This window comes from Nocardioides baculatus (assembly GCF_016735675.1).
GTDB classification, from domain to species: domain Bacteria; phylum Actinomycetota; class Actinomycetes; order Propionibacteriales; family Nocardioidaceae; genus Nocardioides; species Nocardioides baculatus.
In genome coordinates this window covers 621,549-646,610 of the sequence record NZ_JAERSG010000001.1, presented here as the reverse complement: position 1 = coordinate 646,610, position 25,062 = coordinate 621,549, and the positions used below count along the sequence as shown (strand labels likewise).

Here is a 25,062-nt window from a genome sequence, read left to right as displayed (position 1 = left end):
GCTCAGCCGGTCGGCGGGGGCGTGGTGGGGCTCTCGGTGGGCAGCGTCGGCGTCTCGGTCGGCGTCTCGGTTGGCGTCTCGGTCGGGACCTCCGGCTCCTCGTAGGCCGAGACGAAGATGGTGATGGTGGCGCCCTGGTCCTGGGTGCCCCCGGCGGGGATCTGGTCGACGACCGTGCCCTTGGGCTCGGTGGACGTCGCATCGACGCGTACGTCCGGGACGAACCCGGCCTCGCGGATGGTCCGCTCGGCCTCGCCCTGCTTGAGCCCGCGCACGTCGGGGACCTTGGACGGGCCGTCGGAGTAGACGACGACGATCGTGGTGCCCTCGGCGACGGGCGTCCCGGGTGCCGGGTTGGTGCTCAGCACCTGGAACCTCGGCTCGTCGGAGTCCTCCTCCTCGAAGCGCACCTTGAGGTTGGCGGCGACGAGCGTCTCGCGCGCCTCCTTGCGGAGCCTGCCCACGACGAACGGGACCTCCACCTCGGGCTTGCCCAGGGAGAGCACGAAGCTGATCGAGGCCCCGGGGTCCTGGAAGGTGTCGCGGTTGGGGCTCTGCTCGATGACGGTGTCGGCCGGGGCGGTGTCGGAGGTCTCGCGGTCCACCCGCCCGACCTCGAAGCCGGCATCGGCGATCGCGAGGCGGGCCTCGTCCTCGGTCATCCCGACGAGGTTGGGCACGGGCTCGCGGGTGGGTGCGTCGTCGAAGAGCATGTCGTTCATCAGGTAGGCGCCGAGCAGGAGCAGGCCGACGACGAGGAAGCCGCCGAGGAACCACCAGCCGGCGCGGCCACGCCGCGGCTCGTCCTGGCGCGGCGGCGGGGCGCCCACGGCGGCCGCGGCCATCGTGGTCGTCGCGTCGGGGGGAGGGGCGACGTATTGCGTCTCCGCGACGGGTACGACGGCCGGCGCGTGGATCGGGTGACCGGCGAGGTAGCGCTCGATGTCGGACTTCATCGCCGCGGCGCTCTGGTAGCGGTCCTCGACGCGCTTGGCGAGCGACTTCATCACGATCGCGTCGATCTCGGGGTCGAGCTGGTCGTCGAGGTCGGACGGCGGCGACGCCTGCTCGCGCACGTGCTGGTAGGCGACGGCCACCGGGCTGTCGCCCACGAACGGCGGTCGACCGGTCAGCAGCTCGTAGAGCAGACAGCCGGTGGAGTAGACGTCGGAGCGCGAGTCGACGGTCTCGCCACGGGCCTGCTCCGGCGAGAGGTACTGCGCGGTGCCGACGACGGCGGCGGTCTGGGTCATCGTCGAGGAGGCGTCGGAGATGGCCCGCGCGATGCCGAAGTCCATCACCTTGACGTCGCCCGACGGCGTGAGCATCACGTTGCCGGGCTTGATGTCGCGGTGGATGATCCCCGCGCGGTGGCTGTAGTCGAGCGCCGACAGCACGCCGCTCGTGATCTCGAGGGCCCGCTCGGGCAGGATCTTGCGACCCTCGCGCAGGATGTCGCGGAGCGTGCGCCCCTCGACGCACTCCATGACGATGTAGGGCTGGGCGACGCCGGAGCCGTCGGTCGCCATCTCCTCGCCGGTGTCGTAGGTCGACACGATGGCAGGGTGGTTGAGGGACGCGGAGGACTGCGCCTCACGCCGGAAGCGGGCCTGGAAGGTGGCGTCGCTCGCGAGGTCGGTGCGCAGGCGCTTCACCGCGACCGTACGGCCGAGTCGCAGGTCCTTGCCCTTGCGCACCTCGGCCATGCCGCCGCGCCCGAGGGGCTCGCCGAGCTCGTAGCGGCCACCGATCAGTGTCGGCTCCGGCTGCGTCATTGCTGTCCTTCCTGGCCGGGTGCGGGCGGGGCGTCCTTCGGGGGCTTGCCGTAGAAGGTGACCGTCACGGCATCGCCCTCCTCGAGGGTGCCACTCGGATCCACGGCCGTGACGACACCCTCGACCTGGTCGCCGGGGTTCTCCAGCTCGGCCTTCTCCGGCCGCAGCCCGAGGTCGCGCAGCTCCTTCTCGACGTCCTTGTGGTCACGCCCGACGTAGGACGCCGGATCGACCTCGACGGTCGTCGGCTCGGGCTCCGTCTCCGTCGGGGTCTCGGTCGGGGTCTCGGTGGGCGTCTCGGTGGGCGTCTCGGTCGGTGTCTCCCGCGGGGTCTCCGACGACTGGCTGGGCGTCCGGGCCGGGGTCTGCTCGTCGGCCGACGTCGGGTCCGTGTCGCGGCTGCCGAGCCAGATCGCGACGAGCACCGCGAGCAGGATCGCGGCGATGCCGACGAAGAGGCCCCACGGCATGGCGGGGCGCGTACGCCGTTCGCGCGGGGCGGCGGCGACGGGCTGCGCGGGGGTCGGCGGGGCCGCCATCACCTGGGTGCCGTCGGCGACGACCGGTGCGACCACCGGGGCGACGACGGTGGCGGCCGCCGCGGACGACGGCTCGCGCAGCGCCCGGGCGAAGGCCGCGCCGTCGGCGAACCGCGCGCTGGGGTCCTTGGACAGCGCACGGCGTACGACGCCCGCGAGGTCGGCCGGCACCGAGCCGGGCAGGTCGGGCACGGGGTTGCGCAGGTGGGCGACGGCGGTGGCGACCGGGCTGTCCGCGACGAAGGGCTTGCGGCCCGCGAGGCACTCGAAGGCGACGACGCCGAGGGAGTAGACGTCGGAGGCGGCCGTGGCGGTGCCGCCCTCGGCCTGCTCGGGCGAGATGTAGGCGGGCGTGCCCATCACCTCACCGGTCTGCGTGAGCGCCATCCCCTCCGCGGCGCGGGCGATTCCGAAGTCGGTGACCTTGACCCGCCGGTCGGGGGTGACGAGGAGGTTGGCGGGCTTGACGTCGCGGTGGACGATGCCGCCCGCGTGCGCCACGCCGAGCGCCTCGGCGGCCTGCGCGAGCAGGTCGCGCGCCACCTCGGGGTCGAGCGGGGCGTCCGGTCGCAGCAGCGCGGAGAGCGGCTGGCCCTCGACGAGCTCCATCACGAGGTAGGGGCGCGGCGTGGACGAGCCGTCGTCGAGCGAGCTCGCGCCGTAGTCGTAGACCGACGCGATGCCGGGGTGCTGGAGCGCGGCCGCGTGCCGGGCCTCGGTCTCGAACCTCTGCCGGAACAGTGCGTCGTCGGCGTACTCGGTCTTGAGCACCTTCACCGCGACGGACCGGTCGAGCACGGTGTCGCGGGCGGACCACACCTCGCCCATGCCGCCGGTGGCGATGCGGGACTCCAGGACGTAGCGACGGGCCTCGTCGACGTGGCCGCCGGGGGCGAGCGCGGTCACGGGGCGATCACCGCCTCCATGATCGACTTGGCGATCGGCCCGCCGAGGACACCGCCGCCGATCTCGTCGGGCGAGGTGTCGCTCGACTGCACGAGCACGGCGACCGCGACCTGCGGGTCGTTGGCCGGGGCGAACGACACGAACCACGCGTAGGGCGGCCGGTCGCCGCTCGACTGCGCGGTGCCGGTCTTGCCGGCGACCTCGACGCCCGGGATCTGGGCCGGCGCGGCGGTGCCGTCGGCGACGGTGGCGACGAGCATCTTGGTGAGCTCGTCGGCCGTGGTGCTCGAGATCGCCTTGCTGATGCTCTGCGGGTCGGTGCGGTCGAGCACCGACAGGTTGGGCGCGCGCACCTCGTCGACGACGTAGGGGCGCATCACGTCGCCGTCGTTGGCGATCGCGGCGGCGACCATCGCCATCTGGAGCGGCGTGGCGGTGACGCTCGACTGGCCGATGCCGGACATCGCCGTCTGCGGGGCGTCCATGTCGCGCGGGTAGAGCGACTTCGCCTGGCCGCCGAGGTCCTCGAGCGAGGTGTCGTTGAAGCCGAACTTCTCGGCCTGCTCGGCCATCGCGTCGTTGCCGAGCTCGTTGGCGAGGGTCAGGAAGGTGACGTTGCACGAGACCTGGAGGGCCTGGGTGAGGGTGATCCGGCGACCGCCGCAGTTGCCGTCGTCGTAGTTGCCGATGGTGGTCTCCGACTGCGGCAGCTGGAACCGGTAGCCGCCGGGGACCATCGAGTCGGCGTCGTAGTTGCCCGACTCGATCGCCGCGGCGGCGGTGACGAGCTTGAACGTCGACCCGGGCGGCAGCGTGGTGCCGATAGCGCGGTTGATCAGCGGCTCGCGCTCGTCGGCGTTGAGCTTCTTGCCGAGCGCGTCCACCGCGCTGAAGTCGTGGGAGGCGAAGCCGTTGGGGTCGAAGGTCGGCGTCGAGGCCATCGCCAGCACCCGGCCGGTGGTGGGCTCGAGCGCCACGACCGCACCCTGGGCGTCGCCGGGCAGCGCCTCGAGGCCGTTCCAGGCGGCGTCCTGCGCGGCTCGGTCGATGGTCAGCTGGACGTTGCCGCCCTTGGGGTCGGAGTTGCTCAGCAGGTCGACCAGCCGGGTGACGAACAGGCGCGAGTCGTCGCCGGCGAGCACCGAGTTCTGCGAGCGCTCGACACCGGTCTGGCTGAACCACGAGAAGTAGCCGGTGATCGGGGCGTACTTGAAAGGCTCGGAGTAGGTGCGCTGGAACTTGTACTTGTCGTTGGACGGCACGCTGCGTGCGATCGCCTCCTTGCCCACCAGGATCGCGCCGCGCTCGCGGGAGAACGTCGCGGTGATGATGCGGCGGTTGCGCGGGTCGTCGGACAACCCGTCCGCGCGGACGTACATCAGGTAGGTGGCGTTGACGAGCAGCGCGAGGAACAGCAGCAGGCAGAACACGGAGACGACGCGGATCGGCTTGTTCATCGCAGCTTCACCACCTGGGTCGACTCGCTGTCGTCGGACGTGTCGTCGGCCGGCTCGAGGCGCGGGGCGGGGCGCCGCGCCTGGTCGGAGATCCGCAGCAGCAGGGCGATGATCACCCAGTTGGCGACGAGCGACGACCCGCCGTAGGACAGGAACGGCGTGGTGAGGCCGGTCAGCGGGATCAGGCCGGTGACGCCGCCGATCACCACGAAGACCTGGAGCGCGACGATCGAGCCGAGGCCGACCGCCATCAGCTTGCCGAACCCGTCACGCGAGATCAGCGCGATCCGCAGGGCCCGCTCCACGATCAGGCCGTAGCAGACGATGATCGCCATGACCGCGGTCAGGCCGAGCTCCTCACCGATCGTGGAGATGATGAAGTCGGAGTAGGCGAACGGCACCCGCTCGGGGAACCCGTTGCCGAGCCCGCGGCCGATCAGGCCGCCCCAGCCCTGCCCGAAGAGCGCCTCGACGAGCTGGTAGCTCCCCGGGGACGCGTCGTAGTAGTCGAGCGGGTGCAGCCAGAAGTTGAAGCGGTTCTGCACGTTGCCGACGAACGTGTACGCCGCCAGCGCGCCGGCGCCGAACATGAGCCCGCCGACGACGAGCCAGCCGGGCCGCTCGGTGGCGACGTAGAGCATCGCGAGGAACAGCCCGAAGAAGAGGAGCGAGGAGCCGAGGTCGTTCTGGAGCACCAGGATCATCATCGAGACCCCGAACATCGCCAGGATCGGGCCGAGGTCGCGCCCGCGGGGCAGGTCGATGAAGACCACCCGGCGACCCGCGAGGGCGAGGGCGTCGCGGTGGAGGACGAGGTAGCCGGAGAAGGCGATCACCAGCAGCACCTTGGCGACCTCACCGGGCTGGAAGCTGAAGCCGGCGAGGTTGATCCAGATGCGCGCGCCGTTGATGTTGCGCCCGATCACCGGGAGGAACGGCAGCACGAGCAGGAGGATGCCGGCCAGGCCGGCGGTGTAGGTCAGCCGCTGCAGGACGCGGTGGTCGCGCAGCAGCAGGAGCGTGGTCACGAAGAGGACGACACCGAGGGTCATCCAGATCAGCTGCTGGCGTGCGAACGTGTGCTGGTCCTGGCCCATGGCCTCGTAGGTGAGGTCGAGGCGGTGGATCACCGCGAGCCCGAGCCCGTTGAGCGCGGCGACGAGCGGCAGGAGCACCGGGTCGGCGTAGGGCGCCACGACGCGCACGGTGATGTGCGCGGCGATGATCAACCCGGTGAGCCAGCCGCCGTAGCCGACCATGTCGGCCGGGACGGCGCCCTCGACGCCGAGGCCGACGGCGGCGTAGGCCCCGATGCCGACGGCCAGTGCGAGCACGAGCAGGAACAGCTCCGCGCCCCGGCGACGCCGGTGCACGAAGCCCATGAGGGGTCCGGTCTGACTCATCGCAGTCCGCCCGTCAACCGGCCTCGACGTCCTGGCGCGCGGCGTAGAGATCGACGGTCGTGCGGGCGGCGTCGAGGTCGTCGGCCTCGAGGCCCTCACGGACCGCCTCCGCGTCGATGTCGCTCAGCCGGTCGAGGTCGACGTCGGTGACCTCGTAGGCGTGGGAGAGGGAGATGCCGGGCAGGTCGGCGTCGATGCCGCGGAAGATCGCGACCCTGCCGTCCTGGTCGGACACGTAGAACTGCTGCTGGCTCCACGACCAGCCGGCCGCGACCACGATCCAGGCGATTCCGAGCAGGACCAGGGCCACCATCAGGCGGCGCAGCCAGCCGTAGCGTCCGGGCGGCCGGGGCGCGTAGCGCGCGGCCTCGGGGTCGATCGGGTCGGCGACGTAGGCGCCGGCCGGCACGTCCTCGCCGGGCACCGGCGGGATCTCACCCGTGTCGCCGGAGCGGTGGCCGCGGAAGAGCCCGCCGACAGCGCCCGCCACGCCGCCGCCGATGGGCATGCGGCGGGGCAGGTCGGCGGCCGCACCGACCAGGAGGGGCTGGAGGTCGTCGGACGGCGCCTCCTCGGCGACGTCGGCCACGATGCAGGTGACGTTGTCGGTGCTGCCGGCCTCGAGGCTCGCGCGTACGAGCTCGACCGCGGCGAAGTCGGGCGTCCCGGTGCCGAGGATGTCCTTCATCCGCTCGTGGGTCAGCGTCCCGCACGCGCCGTCGCTGCAGACGAACACGCGGTCGCCGGCCTCCGCGGGGAACTCGAAGAGGTCGGGCTCCTCGTGGCGTACGCCGTCGAGGGCCTTGAGGATGAGGTTGCGGTGCGGGTGGGTCCGCGACTGCTCCTCGGTGATCCGGCCCTCGTCGATGAGGGACTGCACGAAGGTGTGGTCGTGGGTGAGCTGGCGCAGCTCGCCACGGCGGTAGAGGTAGGCGCGGCTGTCGCCGATGTGGCCCACGCCGAACCGGTTGCCGTCGAAGAGCACGACCGTCGCGGTGGTGGACGTGCCGTTGAGGGCGGGGTCCTCCTCGACGATCTCCGCGATCCGGTCGTCGGCGCGGTGCACACCGCCCGCGAGCTGGCCGAGGATGTCCTCGTCGGGCTGCTGGTCCAGCTTGCGCAGCGCCTGGACGGCCGTGCTCGAGGCGAGGTCGCCGCGGACGGCACCGCCGACGCCGTCGCAGACCGTGAGCAGCCACGGACCGGCGTACCCGCTGTCCTGGTTCTCCCGGCGGACGCGTCCTACGTCGGAGATCGCGGAGTAGTGGAGGAACATCACTTCCGCAGCTCCAGGATGGTCTTGCCGACGCGGACCTGGACCCCGAGGCCGATGGTGGTGGGTTGGGTGATGCGGACCGGCCCGACGTAGGTGCCGTTGGTCGACCCGAGGTCCTCGACGAACCACTCGTCGCCGCTGGCGGCGACCCGCGCGTGGCGCGTGGAGACGTAGTCGTCGTCGAGCTTGATCGCCGCGTCGCTGCCGCGCCCGATGAGGAGCGGCGCGTCGGCGAGCTCGGCGCGGGTGCCGGGGTTCTCGCCCTCGACCACGACGAGGTGGGTGGGGGCGCCGCGGCGGGGCTTCCTGGCGGCCTTGCCCTTGCGGCGCTCGGGGACGGGTGCCGCGCCGCGGGCCGTCTCGGGCACGCGGGCGCCGAACATGTCGGAGCGGATCACCGAGATCGCGGACAGCACGAAGATCCAGAGGATCGCGAGGAAGGCCGCGCGGATCAGGAAGAGGGTCAGCTCAGACATTCCAGCCCCCGGCCTCGTCCCGCCCGCCGTCGATGCGGACCGTCATCTCGGTGTGCCCGATCTTGATCGTCGAGCCGTCGCGCAGCCGGGCGCGGCCGACCTTCGAGCCGTCGACGAGGATGCCGTTGGTGGAGCCGAGGTCGACCGCCTCGACGCCGTCGAGGGTGACCTCGAGCTCGAGGTGGCGCCGGCTCACGCCCGGGTCGTTGATCCGGAGGTCGGCCTCGGTGCCGCGGCCGATCACCAGGCCCGGTGGACGCAGCGGGTGGCGCGTGCCGTTGACCTCGAGGGTGGCGTGCGAGGCCCGCGTGCGGGTGCGCTGGTCGTTGTCGGTGACGCTGGCCTGGGCCTTGCTGCGGATGCGGAAGCGACCGGTGGTGAGGTCGTCGGCCTCCTCGAAGGCGACGGTGACCGGTCCGGTGAACACGTAGCCCTGCGCGTCGGCGTGGTCCTGGAGCTGGTCGACGAGGTCCTGCTCGAGCGCGCGGCCGAGGCCGAGCATCCGCTCGAGGTCGGTCGCGGACAGCTCGACGTGGAAGTCGTTGGGCACCAGCCGGCGCTGTCGGCTCATCACCTGTGCGTTGTTGTCGCACTCGCGCTGGAGGGCCGCGGCGATCTCGACCGGCTGCACCGCGCTGCGGAAGGCCCGGGCGAAGACGCCGGAGATCACGGACTCGAGCCGCTGCTCGAAGCGCTGCAGGGCGTTCATGCCAGACCTCCTCTCCTCACGCGTTCTGGTGGGCAGGCTTCACACGCCGCCCGGTCGGTGCCAGCGAGCGTACCGGCCGGTCGCCGTCGCGCCACGATGCCGCCCCGTCGGCGGTCGTACGGCTCGCTGCTGCCCGCGTGTGGGTGGCGGCACCCGACATCGCGCGGGCCGTGGGTGGCGGCGTACGACATCTTCTGGGCCGTGGGTGGCGGCGTACGACATCCGAGTCGGGCCGATCGATGTCGCCTGCCGCCACGGTCGGAGACGGCGCCGTCGTGTGCCGCCAGGGTGCCCGCGGCCGATTGGGAGCGCCCGTCACGCGTGGGGTATCTTTGCCGCTGCTTCACGCGCGAGTGGCGGAACGGCAGACGCGCTGCGTTCAGGTCGCAGTGTCCGAAAGGGCGTGGGGGTTCAAATCCCCCCTCGCGCACCACCTCGAAGGCCCCGGACAGTGTCCGGGGCCTTCGTCGTCCCGGCATGCTGGACGGGTGGACAGCGAGCCGACCGACGACGACAAGTGGCTCGTGGGGGACGGGCGACGCTGGCGGCGTACGGACCCAGCGATCCCCGACGACGCGCTCACGCGGCTGAAGTCCCACCTCGGCCGTGGCCGCTCCGGCGTGCGTACGGCGTCGGGCGACGCCGAGCTCGCGGCCACCCGGCACCGCACCCAGCTGGCCAAGGTCGGGCTGGGCGAGCGCGGGACCCCGTGGTGGGATCAGACCGACGACGAACGGCGTGAGCGCTGGGAGTCGGCGCTGGCCGAGCTCGACGCGCTGGACTGAGCCGCCGACCCGGGGGAGACTCCGGACACCAGACCGGGAGCGCCGATGGACGTCGAGCACTACCGAGCCGCGCGCCACCGGCGGCTCGTCGAGACCGCGATCGGCCTCGGCGTGCCGGAAGACCGGGCCGCGGAGGTGGTCGACCGGGTGCTCGACGCCCAGCGCCGCCGCATCCTCCGGTCCGCGGACCCGGACGAGGTCGTCCTACCGGCCCTGCGCGAGGAGGTCCTCGGCGGTCGCTCGCGTCGTCCCTCGCTCATCGTCGCCGGGTTGGTCGCGGTCGCGGCGACGGCCTTCGCGGTCCCGCTCCTGACCAACACCCCGGAGAGCGAGGAGGTCGAGCGCACCGTCGCGGTGCCGTCGCTCGTGGGCCTGACCTCGGCCGAGGCCGTGAGCCTGCTGGAGCGCTCCGGCATCACCGCGCGCGTCGACGAGGTGCCGCAGTGCGACCCGGCCGGGCAGGTGCTCGGCTCGGTGCCGCCCTCCGGTGACACCGTCCGGGCCGACCAGGCGGTGACGGTCGTCGCGACCGCGACCCCCGACTGGTCCTGCTCGCCGTCCGCCGGCCGCACCGTGGGCTGGGCGTTCCTGCGCTTCCTCGTGTCGGGCTCCGACCGCCCCCGGTTCGCGCAGGAGGTGCGCCTCTACGTCGACGGTGCCGCGTCGGGCACCGCCGACGGTCGCGAGCCGGCGACCTCGTCCGACTGGCGCTGGCGGGTGCGCGACCCGATCGTCGCCGGCGCCGTACGCCCGGTCGCCAACGACCTCGGGCAGCCCGTCATCTCGATCACCCGCGGGCGACCACCGCGCACCACGTGCGGACGGCGCACCCCGCGCCCGTCCGGCGTCTCGGCGGACTCCACCCGCGTGGTGCTCACCGGCGGACCGGACGAGTGCCCGCTGACGATCGATCTCTACGAGGACGACGACGGAGCGATCGCGGTCGTCTCCGTGGTCCTCCCGGGCGGCGTCGGCCTCGGTCCGCCGGCCTGGGTGCAGACCCGCGACGACCTCGACGCCCTCGACACCCCGGACGAGGGGTGAGACCCGGGTGGCAGACTCGGGAGCATGACGACTCTCTCCGACTTCTCGGCGCCGGCGATCGACGGCACGGACACCGACCTCTCGCAGTACGACGGCAAGGTCGTGCTCGTCGTGAACACCGCCTCGCAGTGCGGGTTCACCGGCCAGTACAAGGGCCTCCAGCAGCTGCAGGACACCTACGCGGACCAGGGCCTCGTCGTCCTCGGCTTCCCGTGCGACCAGTTCGGCAACCAGGAGCCGGGTGACGAGGCGGAGATCTCCGACTTCTGCGAGCGCAACTTCGGCGTGACGTTCCCGCTGTTCAGCAAGGTCGAGGTCAACGGCGACGGCGCCCACCCGCTCTTCGAGTGGCTGAAGGACTCCAAGGGCGGGATGCTCGGCAGCAAGATCAAGTGGAACTTCACCAAGTTCCTCGTCGGCCGCGACGGCCAGGTGATCAGCCGCTACGCGCCCACCACCGAGCCCGAGAAGCTCAGCAAGGACATCGAGAAGGCGCTGTAGCCGTGAGGCGGGCCGGGGTCCTCGCGGCGGCGGTCGTCGCGGTGGCGGTGGCGTCGGCTGCTCCCTCCTCCGGTTTCGTGACGGGCGCTGCGCGCCCTCCTCAACCATCGGTCGCCAGGACGGGCGGAACGGTCGTCGGCACCGGCACCCCTGCCTCGTGCACCTCGCGCGCCGTCGTACGGGCCGTGGCCAGGGGTGGCGTGATCACGTTCGACTGCGGCCCGCAGCCCGTGACGATCGAGATGAAGCGGACGGCCAAGGTCGTCAACACCTCCGCGTCCGTGGTGCTCGACGGCGGCGGGCTCGTCACGCTCAGCGGCGGGGGTGAGCGCCGGATCCTCTACATGAACACCTGCGACCGCGCCCAGGTCTGGACGACGTCGCACTGCAACGACCAGGCCGAGCCGCGGCTCGTCGTGAGGCGGATCCGCCTCGCCGACGGCGACGCGACCGGCGAGACCACCGACGGCGGTGGCGGCGGCGCGATCTTCGTCCGCGGCGGCCGGCTGAAGATCATCGACTCGCAGTTCGTCGGCAACCGCTGCGACCGGACCGGCCCCGACCTCGGTGGCGGTGCCGTCCGCGTCCTCGACCAGTACGCCGACCGCGCGGTGGTCGTCCGCCGCTCGACCTTCACCGGGGGCCGGTGCAGCAACGGCGCGGCGCTGAGCAGCATCGGGGTGTCCTGGCGGATCTCCGGGTCCACCTTCACCGACAACCGCGCGATCGGGCGGGGCGCCAACCCGCAGCGCACCGGCACCCCCGGCGGCGGATCGGGCGGCGCGATCTACCTGGACGGCGACGCGATCCACCTGCGCGTCCAGGACTCCACGATCACCGGCAACCACGCCCGCGAGGGCGGCGGCGCGATCTTCTTCGTCTCCAACGACCGCACCGGCACCCTGACGATCGACGGCTCGCAGCTGGCCGACAACCCGAGCGAGGGCTTCGAGACGCTGCCCGGGATCTTCTTCCTCGGCGCGAGCCGGACGATCACCGACAGCACGGTGCGCTGAGGGATCGCGCCACCTCAGTCGACGAGGTCGGCGTAGTCCGGGTGCTTCTCGATGTACGACGCCACGTAGGGGCACGACGGCACGACCCGCAGCCCGCGCGACCGGGCGTCGTCGAGCGCGCCCCGGGCGAGGGTCGCGGCGTGCCCCTGGCCGGCGTACTCGTCCCGCACCTCGGTGTGCACGAGCGTGATCACGCCGTCGCCCAGGCGATAGGCGAGGAGGCCGACGAGGTCGTCGCCGGAGCGCAGCTCGTAGCGGTGGTGGTCGGGGGAGTCGACGAACACTATGTCCACAACCCGAGCCTAGGCGCAGGTGACTTGTGCGTAACCCCGAGCGAGGGGGAGGGTGCTCGACATGGCAGCCACTGCGTCGTCGTACTCGATCACCATGCGGCTGTACACCGCACCCGACCACGGCGTCGTCGGTGCCGTCGCGACCCAGATCGCCGCGTCGGGCGGTGTGGTGACCGCGATCGACGTGACCGAGTCGCGCCACGACCGGCTCGTGGTCGACGTGACCTGCTCGGCCTCCGACGCCTCGCACTCCGAGGAGCTGGTCGCCGCGGTGGCCGGCGTCGAGGGCGTGACGGTGCACAAGGTCAGCGACCGCACGTTCCTGCTGCACCTCGGCGGGAAGATCTCGGTCAACAGCAAGGTGCCGCTGCGCACCCGTGACGACCTGTCGATGGCCTACACGCCCGGCGTCGGCCGGGTCTCGATGGCGATCTACGAGAACCCCGAGGACGTCCGCAAGCTCACGATCAAGGGCAACTCGGTCGCGGTCGTCACCGACGGCTCCGCCGTGCTCGGACTCGGCAACATCGGGCCGGGCGCCGCGATGCCGGTGATGGAGGGCAAGGCCGCGCTGTTCAAGCGGTTCGCCGACATCGACGCGTGGCCGATCTGCCTGGCCACCCAGGACACCGACGAGATCGTCCGCGCGGTCGAGATGATCGCGCCCGGCTTCGGGGGGATCAACCTCGAGGACATCGCCGCGCCGCGCTGCTTCGAGATCGAGCGCCGGCTGCGCGAGTCCCTCGACATCCCGGTCTTCCACGACGACCAGCACGGCACCGCCATCGTCGTGCTCGCCGCGCTGACCAACGCGCTGCGCTGCGTCGACAAGTCGCTGGAGACCGTACGGATCGTGGTGTCGGGAGCAGGCGCCGCGGGCACCGCGATCGTGACGCTGCTGCTCGCCGCCGGTGCGCAGGACGTCGTGGTGGTCGACCGGGACGGGGCGCTGTCGGCCGACGACTCCTCGCTGTCCGCCGCGCACACCGATCTCGCCGCCGCCACCAACCCGCGTCGCGCGACCGGCTCGCTGCAGGAGGTGCTCGTCGACGCCGACGTGTTCGTCGGTGTCTCCGCGCCCAACATCCTCGACGCCGAGTGGATCCCGACGATGGCGCCCAAGCCCGTCGTCTTCGCCCTGGCCAACCCCGACCCGGAGGTCGACCCCGCCGAGGCCGGGAAGTACGCCGCGGTCGTCGCGTCGGGCCGCTCGGACTACCCCAACCAGATCAACAACGTGCTGGCCTTCCCCGGTGTCTTCCGCGGCCTGCTCGACGCCGGCGCCGAGGACGTCACGGTCGACATGCTCCTCCGCGCGGCCAAGGCGATCGCCGACACGGTCAGCGCCGAGGAGCTCCACCCGGCCTTCATCATCCCGAGCGTGTTCCACCCCGACGTGACCAAGCGCGTCGCCTCCGCGATCAGCGGCCGCGAGAGCTAAGTACCGCTCGCTCCGCTGACATCACGGCGTGCTGGGCGGGCGAGTCGGACACTCGGAGGGGGTTGCAACGGCCACCAAGTGTCGGAGTCCCCGCACGTGCGGGGACTCCGACAGACCCCGTGGCCTCCCTAGCCCGAGACCTTCTCGCTGACCTTCCGCGGCCACCAGAACCGGTCGCCGAGGGTCAGGGCGAGCGCGGGCACCAGCACCGTGCGTACGACGAGGGTGTCGAGCAGCACGCCGACGAAGATGATCGCGCCGAGCTGGGCGAGCACCACGAGCGGCAGGACCCCGAGGACGGCGAACACCGCGGCCAGCAGGATGCCCGCGCTGGTGATCACGCCACCGGTGGCGGTCAGCGCACGGAGCATGCCCGTCCGGGTGCCGTGCTCGCGCGCCTCCTCGCGGGCGCGGGTGACGAGGAAGATGTTGTAGTCGACGCCCAGCGCGACGAGGAACAGGAACGCCAGGAGCGGCACCCCGGTGTCCATCGCGTCGAAGCCGAAGACCGAGCGGAAGAGCCACCACGACGCGCCCATGCTGGCGGCGTACGTCGCCACCACCGTCGCGACGAGCAGCAGCGGCGCCACGACCGAGCGCAGCAGCAGGAGCAGCGCGCCCAGCACGAGGGCGAGGATCAGCGGCAGGATCACCAGCCGGTCCTTCGCCGCGTAGTCGCCCGCGTCGAGCGACTCGGCGTCGCCGCCGCCGACGTAGGTGTCGTCGAAGTCCGCCACCGCGGCGCGTACGTCGACCACGACGGCCTGCGCGGCGTCGCTGCCGGGTGTCGCGTCGGGTACGGCGTCGATGCGGGCGATGCCGTCACCGGTGGTGGTGACCCTCGCGGAGTCGACGCCGTCGACCTGCTCGACGGCCTTCAGCACCTCGTCCGGGGTGGCACGGGTGACCACCTGCACCGGGTCGCTCGTACCGGCCGGAAAGGACTCACCGAGACGCTCGGCCGCCGAGATGGCCTCGGGCCGCTGGAGGAACTGGTCGGCGGGATCGAGCCCGGTCGTGATCGAGAGCGTGCCGGTCGCGAGCAGGGCCAGACCGGCGACGGTGCCGGCCACGAACGTGCGCGGGCGGCGGGCCACGGCGTCGCCGACGCGGTGCCAGAGCGAGTTCGAGTCGACGAGCACGGTGTCCCCGACGTGCGGCACGCGCGGCCAGAAGATCCAGCGGCCGAAGAGGACCAGCGCCGCCGGGAGCACCACGAGCGCGAACGTCGCCGCGACGACCACGCCGACCGCACACGCGACGCCGAGGCCGCGGGTGGTCGGGATGGCCGAGAGGACCAGGGTGAGGAGACCGAGCACGACGGTCGTCGCGCTCGAGAGGACCGCCTCGGTGGTGCGGGCCAGGGCGTGCGCCATCGCCTCGTGGCGCGAGTCGGTGGTCTTGAGCTCGTCGCGGTAGCGCGAGATGAGCAGCAGCGCGTAGTCGGTGCCGGCGCCGAAGACCAGCACGCTGAGGATGCCGACCGTCGACTCGTCCCACGCGAAGCCGGTGACCTCGAGCACGTTGGTCGACACCACGGCCGCGAGCCGGTCGGCGACGCCGACGACGGTGAGCGGCACCAGCCAGAGCAGCGGGCTGCGGTAGGTGATGATCAGGAGCAGGGCGACGACCGCGGCGGTCGAGAGCAGCAGCCGGAAGTCCGCGCCGTCGAAGACCTGGCCGATGTCGGCCTGGATGCCGGCCGGACCGGTGACCTCGACGGTGACGCCGTCGGGGGCGTCGGCCCGGAGGTCCTTGCGGAGCTCCTCGACCTTGTCGATGTTGTCGGTCGCCGACGACGAGGTGACCGGCAGGGCGACGAACGCAGCGGTCCCGTCCTCGGCGACGACCACCGGCGACTGACCGGCGCCACCCTGGGGCGCTCCCTCGGGAGCACCGCCGCCCCCGCTGGCCTTCAGCAGCTCGACGGCCTGCTGCGTGATGGCGCCCTGCGCGGCCTGGTCGAGCTCGCCCGAGTCGGCGGTCCAGAGCACGATCGCGACCTGCCCCTCGTCGTCGGGCAGCTGGTCGGCCAGCTCCACGGCGAGGGTGCTGTCGGCTCCCGCGGGGAGGGTGTCGGTCGGGCTCGCGTCGCGCTCGCCCTCGGGCACCAGGGCGAGCACCGCGATCGCGATCAGCAGGGGGACGAGTGCGACGAGCCAGGCCGTACGGCGTCCGGTGATGAAGCGAGCCGCGGCGGGGGTGCGGTGGGAGGACACAGGGGCTCCTGAGGTGACGGGAGGGAAGATCACTAGGAAGAATGGTTGCTAACCAAGTTACTCATCAAGTTAGCGGTATGGTGGGGTGCGACGCAACACGAGAGGTGGCACGAGGTCATGACGGACCAGGGACAGCCGACGGCACCGCCGTGGGTCGAGCGCGGGCAGGAGCCACAGCAGCCGCCGACGCTGCGGGCGCTGCGCGACCTGGTCAACGCCGGCAGCCGGGTCACCCACGCCGTGTCCCGGCGGGCCGGGCTGAGCGAGAGCGAGCTGGTCACCCTCGAGCACCTGAGCCGCGAGCAGATCGGTCCCGCCGAGGTGGCGCGCCGCCTCGAGGTCTCCACGGCCGCCGCCACCGGCATCGTCGACAAGCTCGTCTCGCGCGGCCACGTCGAGCGTCGCCCGCACGAGGTCGACCGTCGGCGCACCGAGCTGCACATCACCGACTCCGGGCGCGGCGAGATCATCGGGCACCTGATGCCGATGTTCGCCGCGCTCGACCGCCACGACGCCTCCTTCAGCGAGGAGGAGAAGGCGGTCGTCGAGCGCTACCTACGGGGTGCGACCGAGGCCTTCGAGCAGGTCGCCGGGCCGTCGCCGCGCGGCGGCGGCTGAGCCCGGGACTCAGTCGTGGCTCAGTCGTCGCTCAGTCGTCCTGGCCGGCCTTGCGGTGCGCGACGAGGGCGGCGCCGACGATGCCGGCGCGGTTCTCCAGCTTGGCCGGGATGATCTCGGTCTCGATCTCGATGAGGTGGCCGAACTTCTCCCACGACTTGCTCACGCCGCCGCCGACGACGAAGAGGTCGGGGGTGAAGAGGCGCTCGAGGTGGCGGAAGTAGCCCGTCAGCCGCTCGGACCACGCCTCCCAGCTCAGCCCCTCGCGCTCGCGCGCGCTGGTGGCGGCGCGGGACTCGGCGACGGCACCGTCGATCTCGAGGTGGCCCATCTCGGTGTTGGGCACGAGCTCGCCGTCCCAGATCAGGGCCGAGCCGATGCCGGTGCCGAGGGTGATGACCATGACCAGCCCGTCGCGCCCCTTGGCTGCGCCGAACTCGGCCTCGGCCAGGCCGGCCGCGTCGGCGTCGTTGACGACGTGCACCTCGCGGCCGAGCGCCTCGGTGAAGATCGCGTCGGCGTCCTCGCGGATCCACGACTTGTCGATGTTGGCGGCCGACAGCACCACGCCGCGTCGCACGATGCCCGGGACGGTCACGCCGACCGGCGTCGTCGACGACGGGAAGCTGTCGACGATCTGCTGGAAGACCGCGGCGACCGACTGCGGGTCGGCCGGCTTGGGGGTGTCGATCCGGACCCGGTCCTGCGCGAAGTCGCCGCGCTCGAGATCCACGGGCGCGCCCTTGATGCCGGTGCCGCCGAAGTCGATGCCGATGGGGTGCTCCATGGTGCAAACCCTAGGGCACCGCGTACGCCGTCCGGCCCGGTGTGCGACGGCCGTGGACGTGCCGTCGCACCCGGGCGGGCGGTGGCGCCGGTCTACTTGTTCTTGAGGGGCAGCGCGTAGGCGGTCCCGTCCGGGGTGAAGGTCGGCGTGATGCCCATCGCCTTCAGGATCGTCGGCATGATGTCGACCGATTTCACCTCGGCGTCGAGGTCGCGGTGGGAGAGGTAGGACCCTGCGAAGACGATCGGGACCTGCTGCGCCGAGCGCTGGATCCCGCCGTGGTCGCCCAGGACGGAGTACGTCGTGTCGTCCCGCAGCGTGGCGACCAGGTCGGGCCCGTACGGCGCGGCCTGGGTGTCGACGAGCTCCTGCGCCTTGGCGTCGAACCACGCCCTCTCGGCCTTGCCCATCAGCTGGTACTGGACCGGCGTCACGCGGGTGAAGCGGTCGCCGTCGCGTCGCCACACCGCGGTGACGTCGGGCATCGCCTTCATGAGCGTGGCGGCCTGCTCGACCTTCGCCGGGGCCTGGTCCGTGAGCCAGACGTTGAGAGAGGAGTCGCTGTAGGCGAAGCCCAGGTTGCCGGTGGCGACCAGCGGCTGGAGCGCGGGCTGCGGCTTGTCGTAGAAGACGTCGTTCTCCGGGTCGCCGTAGTACCAGTTGTAGTAGCCGTAGTCGTTGCCCGCGCCCAGCGTCCCGTGGAAGTGGCCCGCCTCCGCGGCGACCGAGCCGTGGTCGGCGGTCAGCACCACCAGGGTGCTGTCGAGCTCGCCGCTGTCCTTGAGCGCGCGCATGATCCGGCCCACCTGCTCGTCGGCGGTGCGGGTGGCGTACTCCATGTGCGTCATCGGGTCGTAGCCCGGCGTCGCGCCCTCCGGGTCGTTGACGCCACCCCACATGTGGGCCGCCTTGTCGACGCCGGGCAGGCTCACGAAGATGCCGCTCCAGCCGTCCTGCTCGTGGCCCATGATGTCGAGCACCGCGTCGGTCGCCCAGACGTCGCCACCCCGGTGCGCCGGGTCGTTGCCCACGACGTAGCGGTCGTCGGTGGCGGGGTAGAGCGAGGCCGGCAGCTGGCCGGTGTCGTAGATCGTGTCGCGGGCCACGACGTAGCGCGACCCGCAGTCGGCGGAGATGTATGCCGGCACGTTGACGCCGGTGGGCGCGCGTCGCCGTTGCGTGGCGCCCGTGGTGTCGCCGGGCACCGGGCAGGTCTTGCTGCCGAAGGTGATCACCGAGGTGCTCGCCGAGCCGGGGCCGCTGAGACCGTAGGCGGCGTACGCCTTGGGGCTCACGGTGAACACCTTGCCGGTGTCGTCGAGGTAGTCCGAGAGGTGGGGGGCACCCGCCGCCGTCTGCAGCGGCGTCATCTGCGCGGCCCCGAAGTTGCTGGTGAGCCAGAGCCCGCCCCGGGGGCCGGGCAGGAGCCCGTCGACGTCGCGGTAGCCCTCGTTGGTCCAGCCCATGTGCTTGGGCTGCATGCCGGTGGTGAGGACGTTGTGGGTGACGACGGTGACCGACCCGGTGTGGCCGAGGTAGCCGTTCGGGGTGTCGACGCCCTGCTGCATGAGCTTCTCGACGTTCTTCATGTGGTACTTCTCGACGATCTCCTTGCTGAGCGCGTCGACGACGATGACCACGACCTTGTCGGGCGGGCTCGCCTTGGGCTTCGCGGCGGCGCCGGGCGACCCGGCGGCGGCGAGCGAGGTGACCACCGCGAGGGCGGCCAGTGGGACGAGCAGGCGACGACGGGCCATGTGCACTCCTGGAGTTCGTGCGGACCCACACCCGCGGTCGATCCCGGCAATCTAGCCCCGCGCGCCGTCGCGTGGGAATGGGTCGACGGCGACGACCGGCGCTGGTCCAGCGCGGTTGACAAAAGCACGCCTCTTGTCAAACCGGTTTACAGATCGTATGGTCATGTAAACCCGATGCAGGAGGTCAGAGAGATGCCTGGCTACCCCACCCACATTCCTGGTCGCCTCGCTCCCAGCGGCACCGTCCCGGACGGCACGACGGAGCTGTGGAAGGACCGCAAGCGCTACCTGTGGCTGATCGGCCTCGTCGTGCCGAGCCTGGCGTTCATCGCGTTCGGCGGGTACGTCGCCACCGGCTGGAGCGTCTTCTTCTGGGTCGGCCCGATCGTGATCCTCGGGATCGTCCCGGCGATCGACCTGGTCGCGGGCCTCGACCGCTCGAACCCGCCGGACGACGTCATCGAGGCGCTCGAGCAGGATCGCTACTACCGGTGGATCACCTACCTCTTCCTGCCGATCCAGTACGTCGGCTTCCTCGGCGCGATGGCCGTCGTGGGCGGGTGGGACGTGTTCGGCGTGCTGGCCGACACGCCCCTGACGACCATCGACAAGATCGGGCTCGCGATCTCGATCGGCTGCATCGGCGGCATCGGCATCAACACCGCCCACGAGCTCGGCCACAAGAAGGAGGCCAACGAGCGCTGGCTCTCCAAGATCGCGCTGGCGCAGGTGTTCTACGGCCACTTCTACATCGAGCACAACCGCGGCCACCACGTCCGCGTGGCCACGCCGGAGGACCCGGCGAGCTCCCGGCTCGGTGAGAACTTCTACCAGTTCTGGCCCCGCACGGTGGGCGGCTCGGTGAAGTCCGCGTGGCGGCTGGAGAAGCGCCGGCTCGCCCGGCGCAAGCAGAGCCCGTGGCGCCTCGACAACGACGTGCTCAACGCGTGGGTCATGTCGATCGTCCTCTGGGCCGTGGTCCTCGCGGCGTTCGGCCTCGAGGTGGCGCCGTACCTCGTGATCCAGGCGGTCGTGGGCTTCTCGCTCCTCGAGGTCGTCAACTACATGGAGCACTACGGGATGCTGCGCCAGAAGGTCGGCGAGGGCGACCGGCAGCGCTACGAGCGCGTCCTGCCCGGCCACAGCTGGAACTCCAACAACATCGCGACCAACGTCCTGCTCTACCACCTCCAGCGGCACAGCGACCACCACGCCAACCCGACCCGGCGCTACCAGTCGCTGCGCGACTTCGAGGAGAGCCCGGTGCTGCCGACCGGCTACGCCGGGATGATCGTGCTCGCGATCGTCCCCGCCGTCTGGCGCCGGGTGATGGACCAGCGCGTGGTCGACCACTTCGGCGGCGACGTCTCGCTCGCCAACATCAGCCCGCGCAAGCGCGAGGCCTACCTCGAGCGCTACGACGCCGCCGGGCACGCGGCGCGCGTCGAGGCCGCGCGGATCGCGGCCGAGGTGCTCCCGGGCGCCGTCGACGAGGTGCTCGCCGCCCGCTGTCCCGGTTGTGAGTACGTCTACGAGGTCGCCGCCGGTGACGAGCACGAGGGCTTCGCCGCCGGCACCGCCTGGGCCGACATCCCGGCCGACTGGTGCTGTCCCGACTGCGGCGTGCGCGAGAAGGTCGACTTCGTCCCGTTCGAGCCCGAGCAATCGGTCGCCTAGCCCGGGTCGCCGGTCTCTCGCCTGCTGCGCGACGGCGTCGACCGGTGAACCCAGGCAGCGCCTCCTAGACTCGCTGCATGGCCTCCACCCGCGACCGCATCGTCGCGGCAGCCGTCGAGACGACCACCTCGTCGGGCTGGGCCGCGGTCACGATGGCCCGCCTCGCCGACACCGTCGGGGTCAGCCGGCAGACCGTCTACAACGAGGTCGGCTCCAAGCCGGCCCTCGCGGAGGCGATGGTGCTCGGGGAGCTCGCCCGCTTCCTCGGGATCGTCGAGCAGGCCTTCGACGCCGAGCCCGACGACCTCACCCGCGCCATCGAGGGGTCGGTCCGCGACGTGCTGACCTACGCCCGTGCCAACACGCTGCTCCACGCGGTCGTGAGCGCCACGCACGGCGCGGACACCGAGCTGCTCCCGCTGCTGACGACCAACGCCGGCTCGCTGCTCGGCGTGGCCAAGGACGTCGTCCGCGCCCGCGTCGCGCCGTACGGTCCCGGCATCGACCCCGCCCACCTCGACCCCGCGATCGACATGGTCGTCCGGGTGGTGCTGAGCCACGTGATGCAGCCGTCCTCCTCGCCGGAGCAGACGGGCGCGGACATCGCCTGGCTCGCCGGGCGCGTCCTCGCGGGCTGAGCCCTAGGCTCTGCTCGTGAGCGGAGACGCGGCGGGAGTCGCCTGGGGTACGCCGACCGCGCGGGGGATCATCGCCGCGGCGACCCTCGGTTCGGGGCTGACGTTGCTCGACGGCTCGGTGGTCAACGTCGCCCTGCGCACGATCGGCACGGACCTCGACGCCTCGCTGGTGCAGCTGCAGTGGGTGGTCAACGGCTACTTCCTCTCGCTGGCGTCCCTGATCCTGCTCGGCGGGTCCCTGGGCGACCGCTTCGGCCGGCGACGGGTGTTCGTCATCGGCACCATCTGGTTCGCCGCCGCCTCCTTGCTCTGCGGGCTCGCGCCGACCGCCGAGGTGCTGATCGCCGCGCGGGTGCTCCAGGGCATCGGCGGCGCGCTCCTCACCCCCGGCAGCCTGGCGATGATCCAGGGCGCGTTCGCGTCCGCGGACCGTGGTCGCGCGATCGGCGCCTGGTCGGGACTCGGCGGCATCGCGGCGGCCGTCGGACCACTGGTGGGCGGACTGCTCGTCGACCACGCCTCGTGGCGCTGGATCTTCCTCATCAACCTGCCGCTCGCCGCCCTCACCGTCTGGCTGGCCCTGCGCTTCGTGCCGGAGACGCGGGACCCGCGCACCCATCACGGCTTCGACGTCAGCGGGGCCGTCCTCGCGTCGCTGACGCTGGCGGCGCTGACCTTCGCCCTCACCGACTGGCACAGCCCGCTGATGCCGTACGCCCTGGTCGTCGCCGTGCTCAGCGGCGTCGCGTTCCTCGTCACCGAACGCCGCAGGTCGGAGCCGATGGTCCCGCTCGGGCTCTTCGCCGAGCGCACCTTCAGCGCCGCCAACGCGATGACGCTCGTCGTCTACGCCGCGCTCGGGGCGATCCTGTTCTTCCTCGTCCTCCAGCTCCAGACCGTCGGCGGGTACACCGCCCTCGAGGCCGGCCTCGCGACCCTCCCGGTGACCGTCGTGATGCTCGCCCTCGCCGCCCGTGGCGGGGCGCTGGGGCAGCGGATCGGCCCGCGGATCCCGATGACCTTCGGGCCCGTCGTGATGGCCGCCGGCACGACCTGGCTGATGGTGGTCGGGCCGGACGTCTCCTGGTGGCGCGACGTGCTGCCCGGGCTGGCCGTGTTCTCGCTCGGCCTGGCCCTCATGGTGGCCCCGCTGACCGCGACCGTGATGGCAGCGGCCCCGGACGACAGCGCGGGCATCGCCAGCGGCATCAACAACGCCGTTGCCCGGGCCGGGTCGCTCCTCGCCGTCGCGGCGCTCCCGGTCGTGGTCGGGCTCGGGGGCGACGACTACGCCGACCCGGCCGTCTTCGACTCGGCGTACGACACCGCGATGCTGGTCTGCGCCGGGCTGCTCCTGCTCGGGGGCACGGTCTCGTGGTTCGCGATTCCCCACCGGGTCCGCACACCCGCCGCCTAATCTCGACATCATGCGCGTACGACGGGGGTCGAGGTGGACGGGGGCTGCGGCGACCGCTGCCCTCCTCCTCGTGCTCAGCGCGTGCAGCGGCGACGACGGTGCGGAGGAGCCCGACCCGACCCCGGCCGGTCAGACGTCGACGACCGGCAAGCCCGAGGCGGCCAAGGAGACCAAGAAGACCAGGAAGACCAGGACGGCGGTGCCGGTCGCCGACCCGGAGCACGCGGTCGACCCGCCCGGCAAGCGCGACGGCCGGCTGTGGAGCGCCGACATCCTCGTGCAGTGGGACAAGGCCCTCGACGCCGCCACGGTGAAGAAGATCGAGAAGCTCAAGGGGGTCGCCCACACCGAGCGGATCGGCCTCGGTCAGGTCAGTCTCGAGAACCGCGTGCTGACGGTCGCCTCCGTCGACCCCGGTCGCTACCGCAACTTCACGCCGTTCGAGGTCGCGGACTCCCGGGTGACGTGGGACCGCGTCGCCGGCGGCGAGATGGCGACCGACAAGACGATCGCCAAGCGGCTGGCCGACAAGGACGGGATGATCCGGCTCGGCTCGGAGGACTCGGCCCCGACCCTGCACGTCGGGGCGTACACCCAGACCCCTCCCATCCCGACCATCGACATGGTGGTCAACACGGCCTGGGCCGGCGACATCGGGATGGCCACCGACAACGGCCTGCTGATCTCCACCACCAACATCGCGCCGGCGACGATCCGCAAGCCGCTCGAGAAGCTGGTCGGCAAGGACGCGTCGGTGCAAATGCTCGACGTCGCCTCGGTGCTCGGCCTCGACCCCGACGCCACGCTGACCGCGATCCCGACCGGCGGCAGCATAGGCAGCGTCGTCGGCACCTATCGATACACCGTCATCGGCGGCGGCCGGATCGCGCCGGAGTCGTCGTGGGTCGCGGCCAACATCCGCACCGAGGCGGTGCCGATCCTCGGCAGCGTGACCTGTCACAAGGACCTGTTCCCCCAGCTGCGCAACGCCCTGCTGGAGATCCAGCAGACGGGGCTGGCCGCGGAGATCCACCCCGACGAGTACGCCGGGTGCTACTACCCGCGCTTCATCGCCGGCACCACGACGCTGTCCAACCACTCCTTCGGCCTTGCCCTCGACCTCAACGTCCCCGGCAACGGCCGCGGCACGGTCGGCGAGATGAACCGCGCGGTCGTGGCGATCTTCGAGAAGTGGGGCTTCGCGTGGGGCGGCGACTGGCGCTACACCGACCCGATGCACTTCGAGCTGCGGGAGATCAAGCGCGCCGGCTGACCCACCCTCACGGTTGGTCGAGGAAGGACGAAGTCCTGTCACGAGACCCGGCGCCCGATGGCTAGGGTCGCTCCCATGAAGGCAGTCCAGGTCGTCACGCTCACCGGTCCCTCCGACGTCGAGGTGCGCGAGGTCCCCGAGCCGACCCCCACCGCGCACGACGTGCTCGTCGAGGTGCACAGCGTCGGCATCTCGTTCCCCGACCTGCTGCTCAGCCGCGGGGAGTACCAGTTCAAGCCGGAGCCGCCGTTCACCCTCGGCGTCGACTTCGCCGGCACGGTCCTCGACCCGGGTGCCGCGGAGTCGAGCGGCTTCACCGTCGGCCAGCGCGTCGCGGGGGTCAACCTCCACGGTGGCGCGGCCGAGCAGGTCGCCAACCCGGTGATCTTCACCTTCCCCCTCCCCGACGAGATGTCGTACGACGAGGGCGCCGCGCTGCCGATGAACTACCTCACGGCCCTGTTCGCGCTCGAGGAGCGCGGCGGCCTGCGCGAGCGCGAGACGGTCCTCGTCCACGGCGCAGCCGGCGGCGTCGGCACGGCCACCCTGCAGGTCGCCAAGGGCCTCGGTGCCCGGACCATCGCGGTCGTCAGCACCCGGGCGAAGGCCGACTTCGCGAAGGCCGCCGGCGCCGACGAGGTCGTGATCGGCCCGGACTTCAAGGACGCGGTCAAGGAGCTCACCGGCGGCAGGGGCGTCGACGTGGTGCTCGACGTCGTCGGCGGCGACGCCTTCACCGACTCGCTCCGCTGCCTCGCCGAGCAGGGCCGCATCCTCGTGGTCGGCTTCGCCGCCGGCCAGGGCATCCCCGAGGTCAAGGTCAACCGGCTGCTGCTCGGCAACACCGACGTCCGCGGCGTCGGCTGGGGGGCCTACGCCATGACCCGCCCCGGCTACATGCAGCAGCAGTGGCACCGGCTCGCCCCGATGATCGAGTCGGGTGTGGTCAAGCCGCCGATCGGCGCGACCTACGACCTCGCCGACTTCGGGCGGGCGCTCGTCGACATGGACGAGCGCCGCACCCTGGGAAAGTCGGTCGTGCGCGTCCGCTGACG

At 71.9% G+C, this 25,062-nt stretch carries 22 protein-coding genes and 1 tRNA gene; 12 read left to right on the top strand and 11 right to left on the bottom strand.

Translation table 11 applies throughout. The features are described from left to right. Positions 1 to 2 precede the first annotated feature (2 nt). The 7 genes from pknB to JI751_RS03095 are packed head-to-tail and all read right to left on the bottom strand — an operon-like array spanning position 3 to position 8,541. Positions 3 to 1,775 carry a Stk1 family PASTA domain-containing Ser/Thr kinase gene (gene pknB / locus JI751_RS03125; RefSeq protein WP_201933277.1) on the bottom strand — a complete coding sequence of 591 codons (1,773 nt, stop codon included), beginning with the start codon at positions 1,773 to 1,775 and terminating at the stop codon, positions 3 to 5. After that, positions 1,772 to 3,220: a serine/threonine-protein kinase gene (locus JI751_RS03120; RefSeq protein WP_201933274.1), complete on the bottom strand. Its 1,449-nt coding sequence runs from the start codon at positions 3,218 to 3,220 to the stop codon at positions 1,772 to 1,774. Before JI751_RS03120 ends, pknB begins: the two co-directional genes overlap by 4 nt. Beyond that, positions 3,217 to 4,677, bottom strand: a complete 1,461-nt coding sequence (locus tag JI751_RS03115; RefSeq protein WP_201933271.1) for a peptidoglycan D,D-transpeptidase FtsI family protein — start codon at positions 4,675 to 4,677, stop codon at positions 3,217 to 3,219. The genes JI751_RS03120 and JI751_RS03115 overlap by 4 nt, the downstream gene beginning before the upstream one ends. Further along, a complete protein-coding gene (locus JI751_RS03110) occupies positions 4,674 to 6,080 on the bottom strand; it encodes an FtsW/RodA/SpoVE family cell cycle protein (protein ID WP_201933259.1) in 1,407 nt (468 codons plus the stop codon). The genes JI751_RS03115 and JI751_RS03110 overlap by 4 nt, the downstream gene beginning before the upstream one ends. A 13-nt stretch (positions 6,081 to 6,093) precedes the next feature. Continuing rightward, the gene (locus JI751_RS03105) at positions 6,094 to 7,356 is read right to left on the bottom strand and encodes a protein phosphatase 2C domain-containing protein (protein WP_201934552.1); all 1,263 of its coding nucleotides are present in this window, start codon (positions 7,354 to 7,356) and stop codon (positions 6,094 to 6,096) included. Continuing rightward, on the bottom strand, positions 7,356 to 7,832 hold the full coding sequence (locus tag JI751_RS03100) for an FHA domain-containing protein FhaB/FipA (protein WP_201933256.1): 477 nt from the start codon (positions 7,830 to 7,832) through the stop codon (positions 7,356 to 7,358). The genes JI751_RS03105 and JI751_RS03100 overlap by 1 nt, the downstream gene beginning before the upstream one ends. Continuing rightward, the gene (locus JI751_RS03095) at positions 7,825 to 8,541 is read right to left on the bottom strand and encodes an FHA domain-containing protein (protein ID WP_201933253.1); all 717 of its coding nucleotides are present in this window, start codon (positions 8,539 to 8,541) and stop codon (positions 7,825 to 7,827) included. Before JI751_RS03095 ends, JI751_RS03100 begins: the two co-directional genes overlap by 8 nt. Positions 8,542 to 8,888: 347 nt before the next feature. On the opposite strand from JI751_RS03095, the gene JI751_RS03090 reads away from it, so the two are divergent. From JI751_RS03090 to JI751_RS03070, 5 genes are all read left to right on the top strand, one after another. Then, positions 8,889 to 8,974 (top strand) — tRNA-Leu (locus JI751_RS03090). A 55-nt stretch (positions 8,975 to 9,029) separates the two neighbouring features. Next, positions 9,030 to 9,326 carry a hypothetical protein gene (locus JI751_RS03085; RefSeq protein WP_201933251.1) on the top strand — a complete coding sequence of 99 codons (297 nt, stop codon included), beginning with the start codon at positions 9,030 to 9,032 and terminating at the stop codon, positions 9,324 to 9,326. 45 nt (positions 9,327 to 9,371) lie between these two features. After that, a complete protein-coding gene (locus JI751_RS03080) occupies positions 9,372 to 10,370 on the top strand; it encodes a PASTA domain-containing protein (RefSeq protein WP_201933250.1) in 999 nt (332 codons plus the stop codon). 24 nt (positions 10,371 to 10,394) lie between these two features. Beyond that, a complete protein-coding gene (locus JI751_RS03075) occupies positions 10,395 to 10,871 on the top strand; it encodes a glutathione peroxidase (protein ID WP_201933248.1) in 477 nt (158 codons plus the stop codon). A gap of 2 nt (positions 10,872 to 10,873) precedes the next feature. Next, positions 10,874 to 11,887, top strand: a complete 1,014-nt coding sequence (locus tag JI751_RS03070) for a right-handed parallel beta-helix repeat-containing protein (protein WP_201933244.1) — start codon at positions 10,874 to 10,876, stop codon at positions 11,885 to 11,887. Positions 11,888 to 11,901: 14 nt separating this feature from the next. On the opposite strand, the gene JI751_RS03065 is transcribed toward JI751_RS03070, so the two are convergent. After that, complete coding sequence (locus JI751_RS03065) at positions 11,902 to 12,180, bottom strand: GNAT family N-acetyltransferase (RefSeq protein ID WP_201933243.1); 279 nt, start codon at positions 12,178 to 12,180, stop codon at positions 11,902 to 11,904. 61 nt (positions 12,181 to 12,241) lie between these two features. Here JI751_RS03065 and JI751_RS03060 point away from each other — a divergent pair, with 61 nt between their 5' ends. Further along, on the top strand, positions 12,242 to 13,621 hold the full coding sequence (locus tag JI751_RS03060) for an NAD-dependent malic enzyme (RefSeq protein WP_201933241.1): 1,380 nt from the start codon (positions 12,242 to 12,244) through the stop codon (positions 13,619 to 13,621). A gap of 128 nt (positions 13,622 to 13,749) precedes the next feature. On the opposite strand, the gene JI751_RS03055 is transcribed toward JI751_RS03060, so the two are convergent. Continuing rightward, positions 13,750 to 15,840, bottom strand: a complete 2,091-nt coding sequence (locus tag JI751_RS03055) for an MMPL family transporter (protein WP_201933239.1) — start codon at positions 15,838 to 15,840, stop codon at positions 13,750 to 13,752. 117 nt (positions 15,841 to 15,957) lie between these two features. Between JI751_RS03055 and JI751_RS03050 the strand changes: the two genes are divergently transcribed. Next, entirely contained in the window at positions 15,958 to 16,458 is a 501-nt protein-coding gene (locus tag JI751_RS03050) for a MarR family winged helix-turn-helix transcriptional regulator (protein WP_201933237.1), read from the top strand. Between the two features lie 31 nt (positions 16,459 to 16,489). On the opposite strand, the gene ppgK is transcribed toward JI751_RS03050, so the two are convergent. After that, positions 16,490 to 17,245 carry a polyphosphate--glucose phosphotransferase gene (ppgK, locus tag JI751_RS03045; protein ID WP_201933234.1) on the bottom strand — a complete coding sequence of 252 codons (756 nt, stop codon included), beginning with the start codon at positions 17,243 to 17,245 and terminating at the stop codon, positions 16,490 to 16,492. 92 nt (positions 17,246 to 17,337) lie between these two features. Then, a complete protein-coding gene (locus tag JI751_RS03040; protein WP_201933231.1) occupies positions 17,338 to 19,002 on the bottom strand; it encodes an alkaline phosphatase family protein in 1,665 nt (554 codons plus the stop codon). A 192-nt stretch (positions 19,003 to 19,194) separates the two neighbouring features. Between JI751_RS03040 and JI751_RS21695 the strand changes: the two genes are divergently transcribed. From JI751_RS21695 to JI751_RS03015, 5 genes are all read left to right on the top strand, one after another. Then, a complete protein-coding gene (locus tag JI751_RS21695) occupies positions 19,195 to 20,679 on the top strand; it encodes a fatty acid desaturase (protein WP_201933220.1) in 1,485 nt (494 codons plus the stop codon). A gap of 77 nt (positions 20,680 to 20,756) precedes the next feature. Continuing rightward, entirely contained in the window at positions 20,757 to 21,317 is a 561-nt protein-coding gene (locus JI751_RS03030; RefSeq protein WP_201933219.1) for a TetR/AcrR family transcriptional regulator, read from the top strand. 16 nt (positions 21,318 to 21,333) lie between these two features. After that, positions 21,334 to 22,734, top strand: coding sequence for an MFS transporter (locus tag JI751_RS03025; RefSeq protein WP_201933218.1), 1,401 nt, complete (start codon positions 21,334 to 21,336; stop codon positions 22,732 to 22,734). A 10-nt stretch (positions 22,735 to 22,744) separates the two neighbouring features. Next, positions 22,745 to 24,007 carry a M15 family metallopeptidase gene (locus JI751_RS03020; protein ID WP_201933217.1) on the top strand — a complete coding sequence of 421 codons (1,263 nt, stop codon included), beginning with the start codon at positions 22,745 to 22,747 and terminating at the stop codon, positions 24,005 to 24,007. Positions 24,008 to 24,082: 75 nt separating this feature from the next. Next, a complete protein-coding gene (locus JI751_RS03015) occupies positions 24,083 to 25,060 on the top strand; it encodes an NADPH:quinone oxidoreductase family protein (RefSeq protein WP_201933215.1) in 978 nt (325 codons plus the stop codon). Positions 25,061 to 25,062 lie beyond the last annotated feature (2 nt).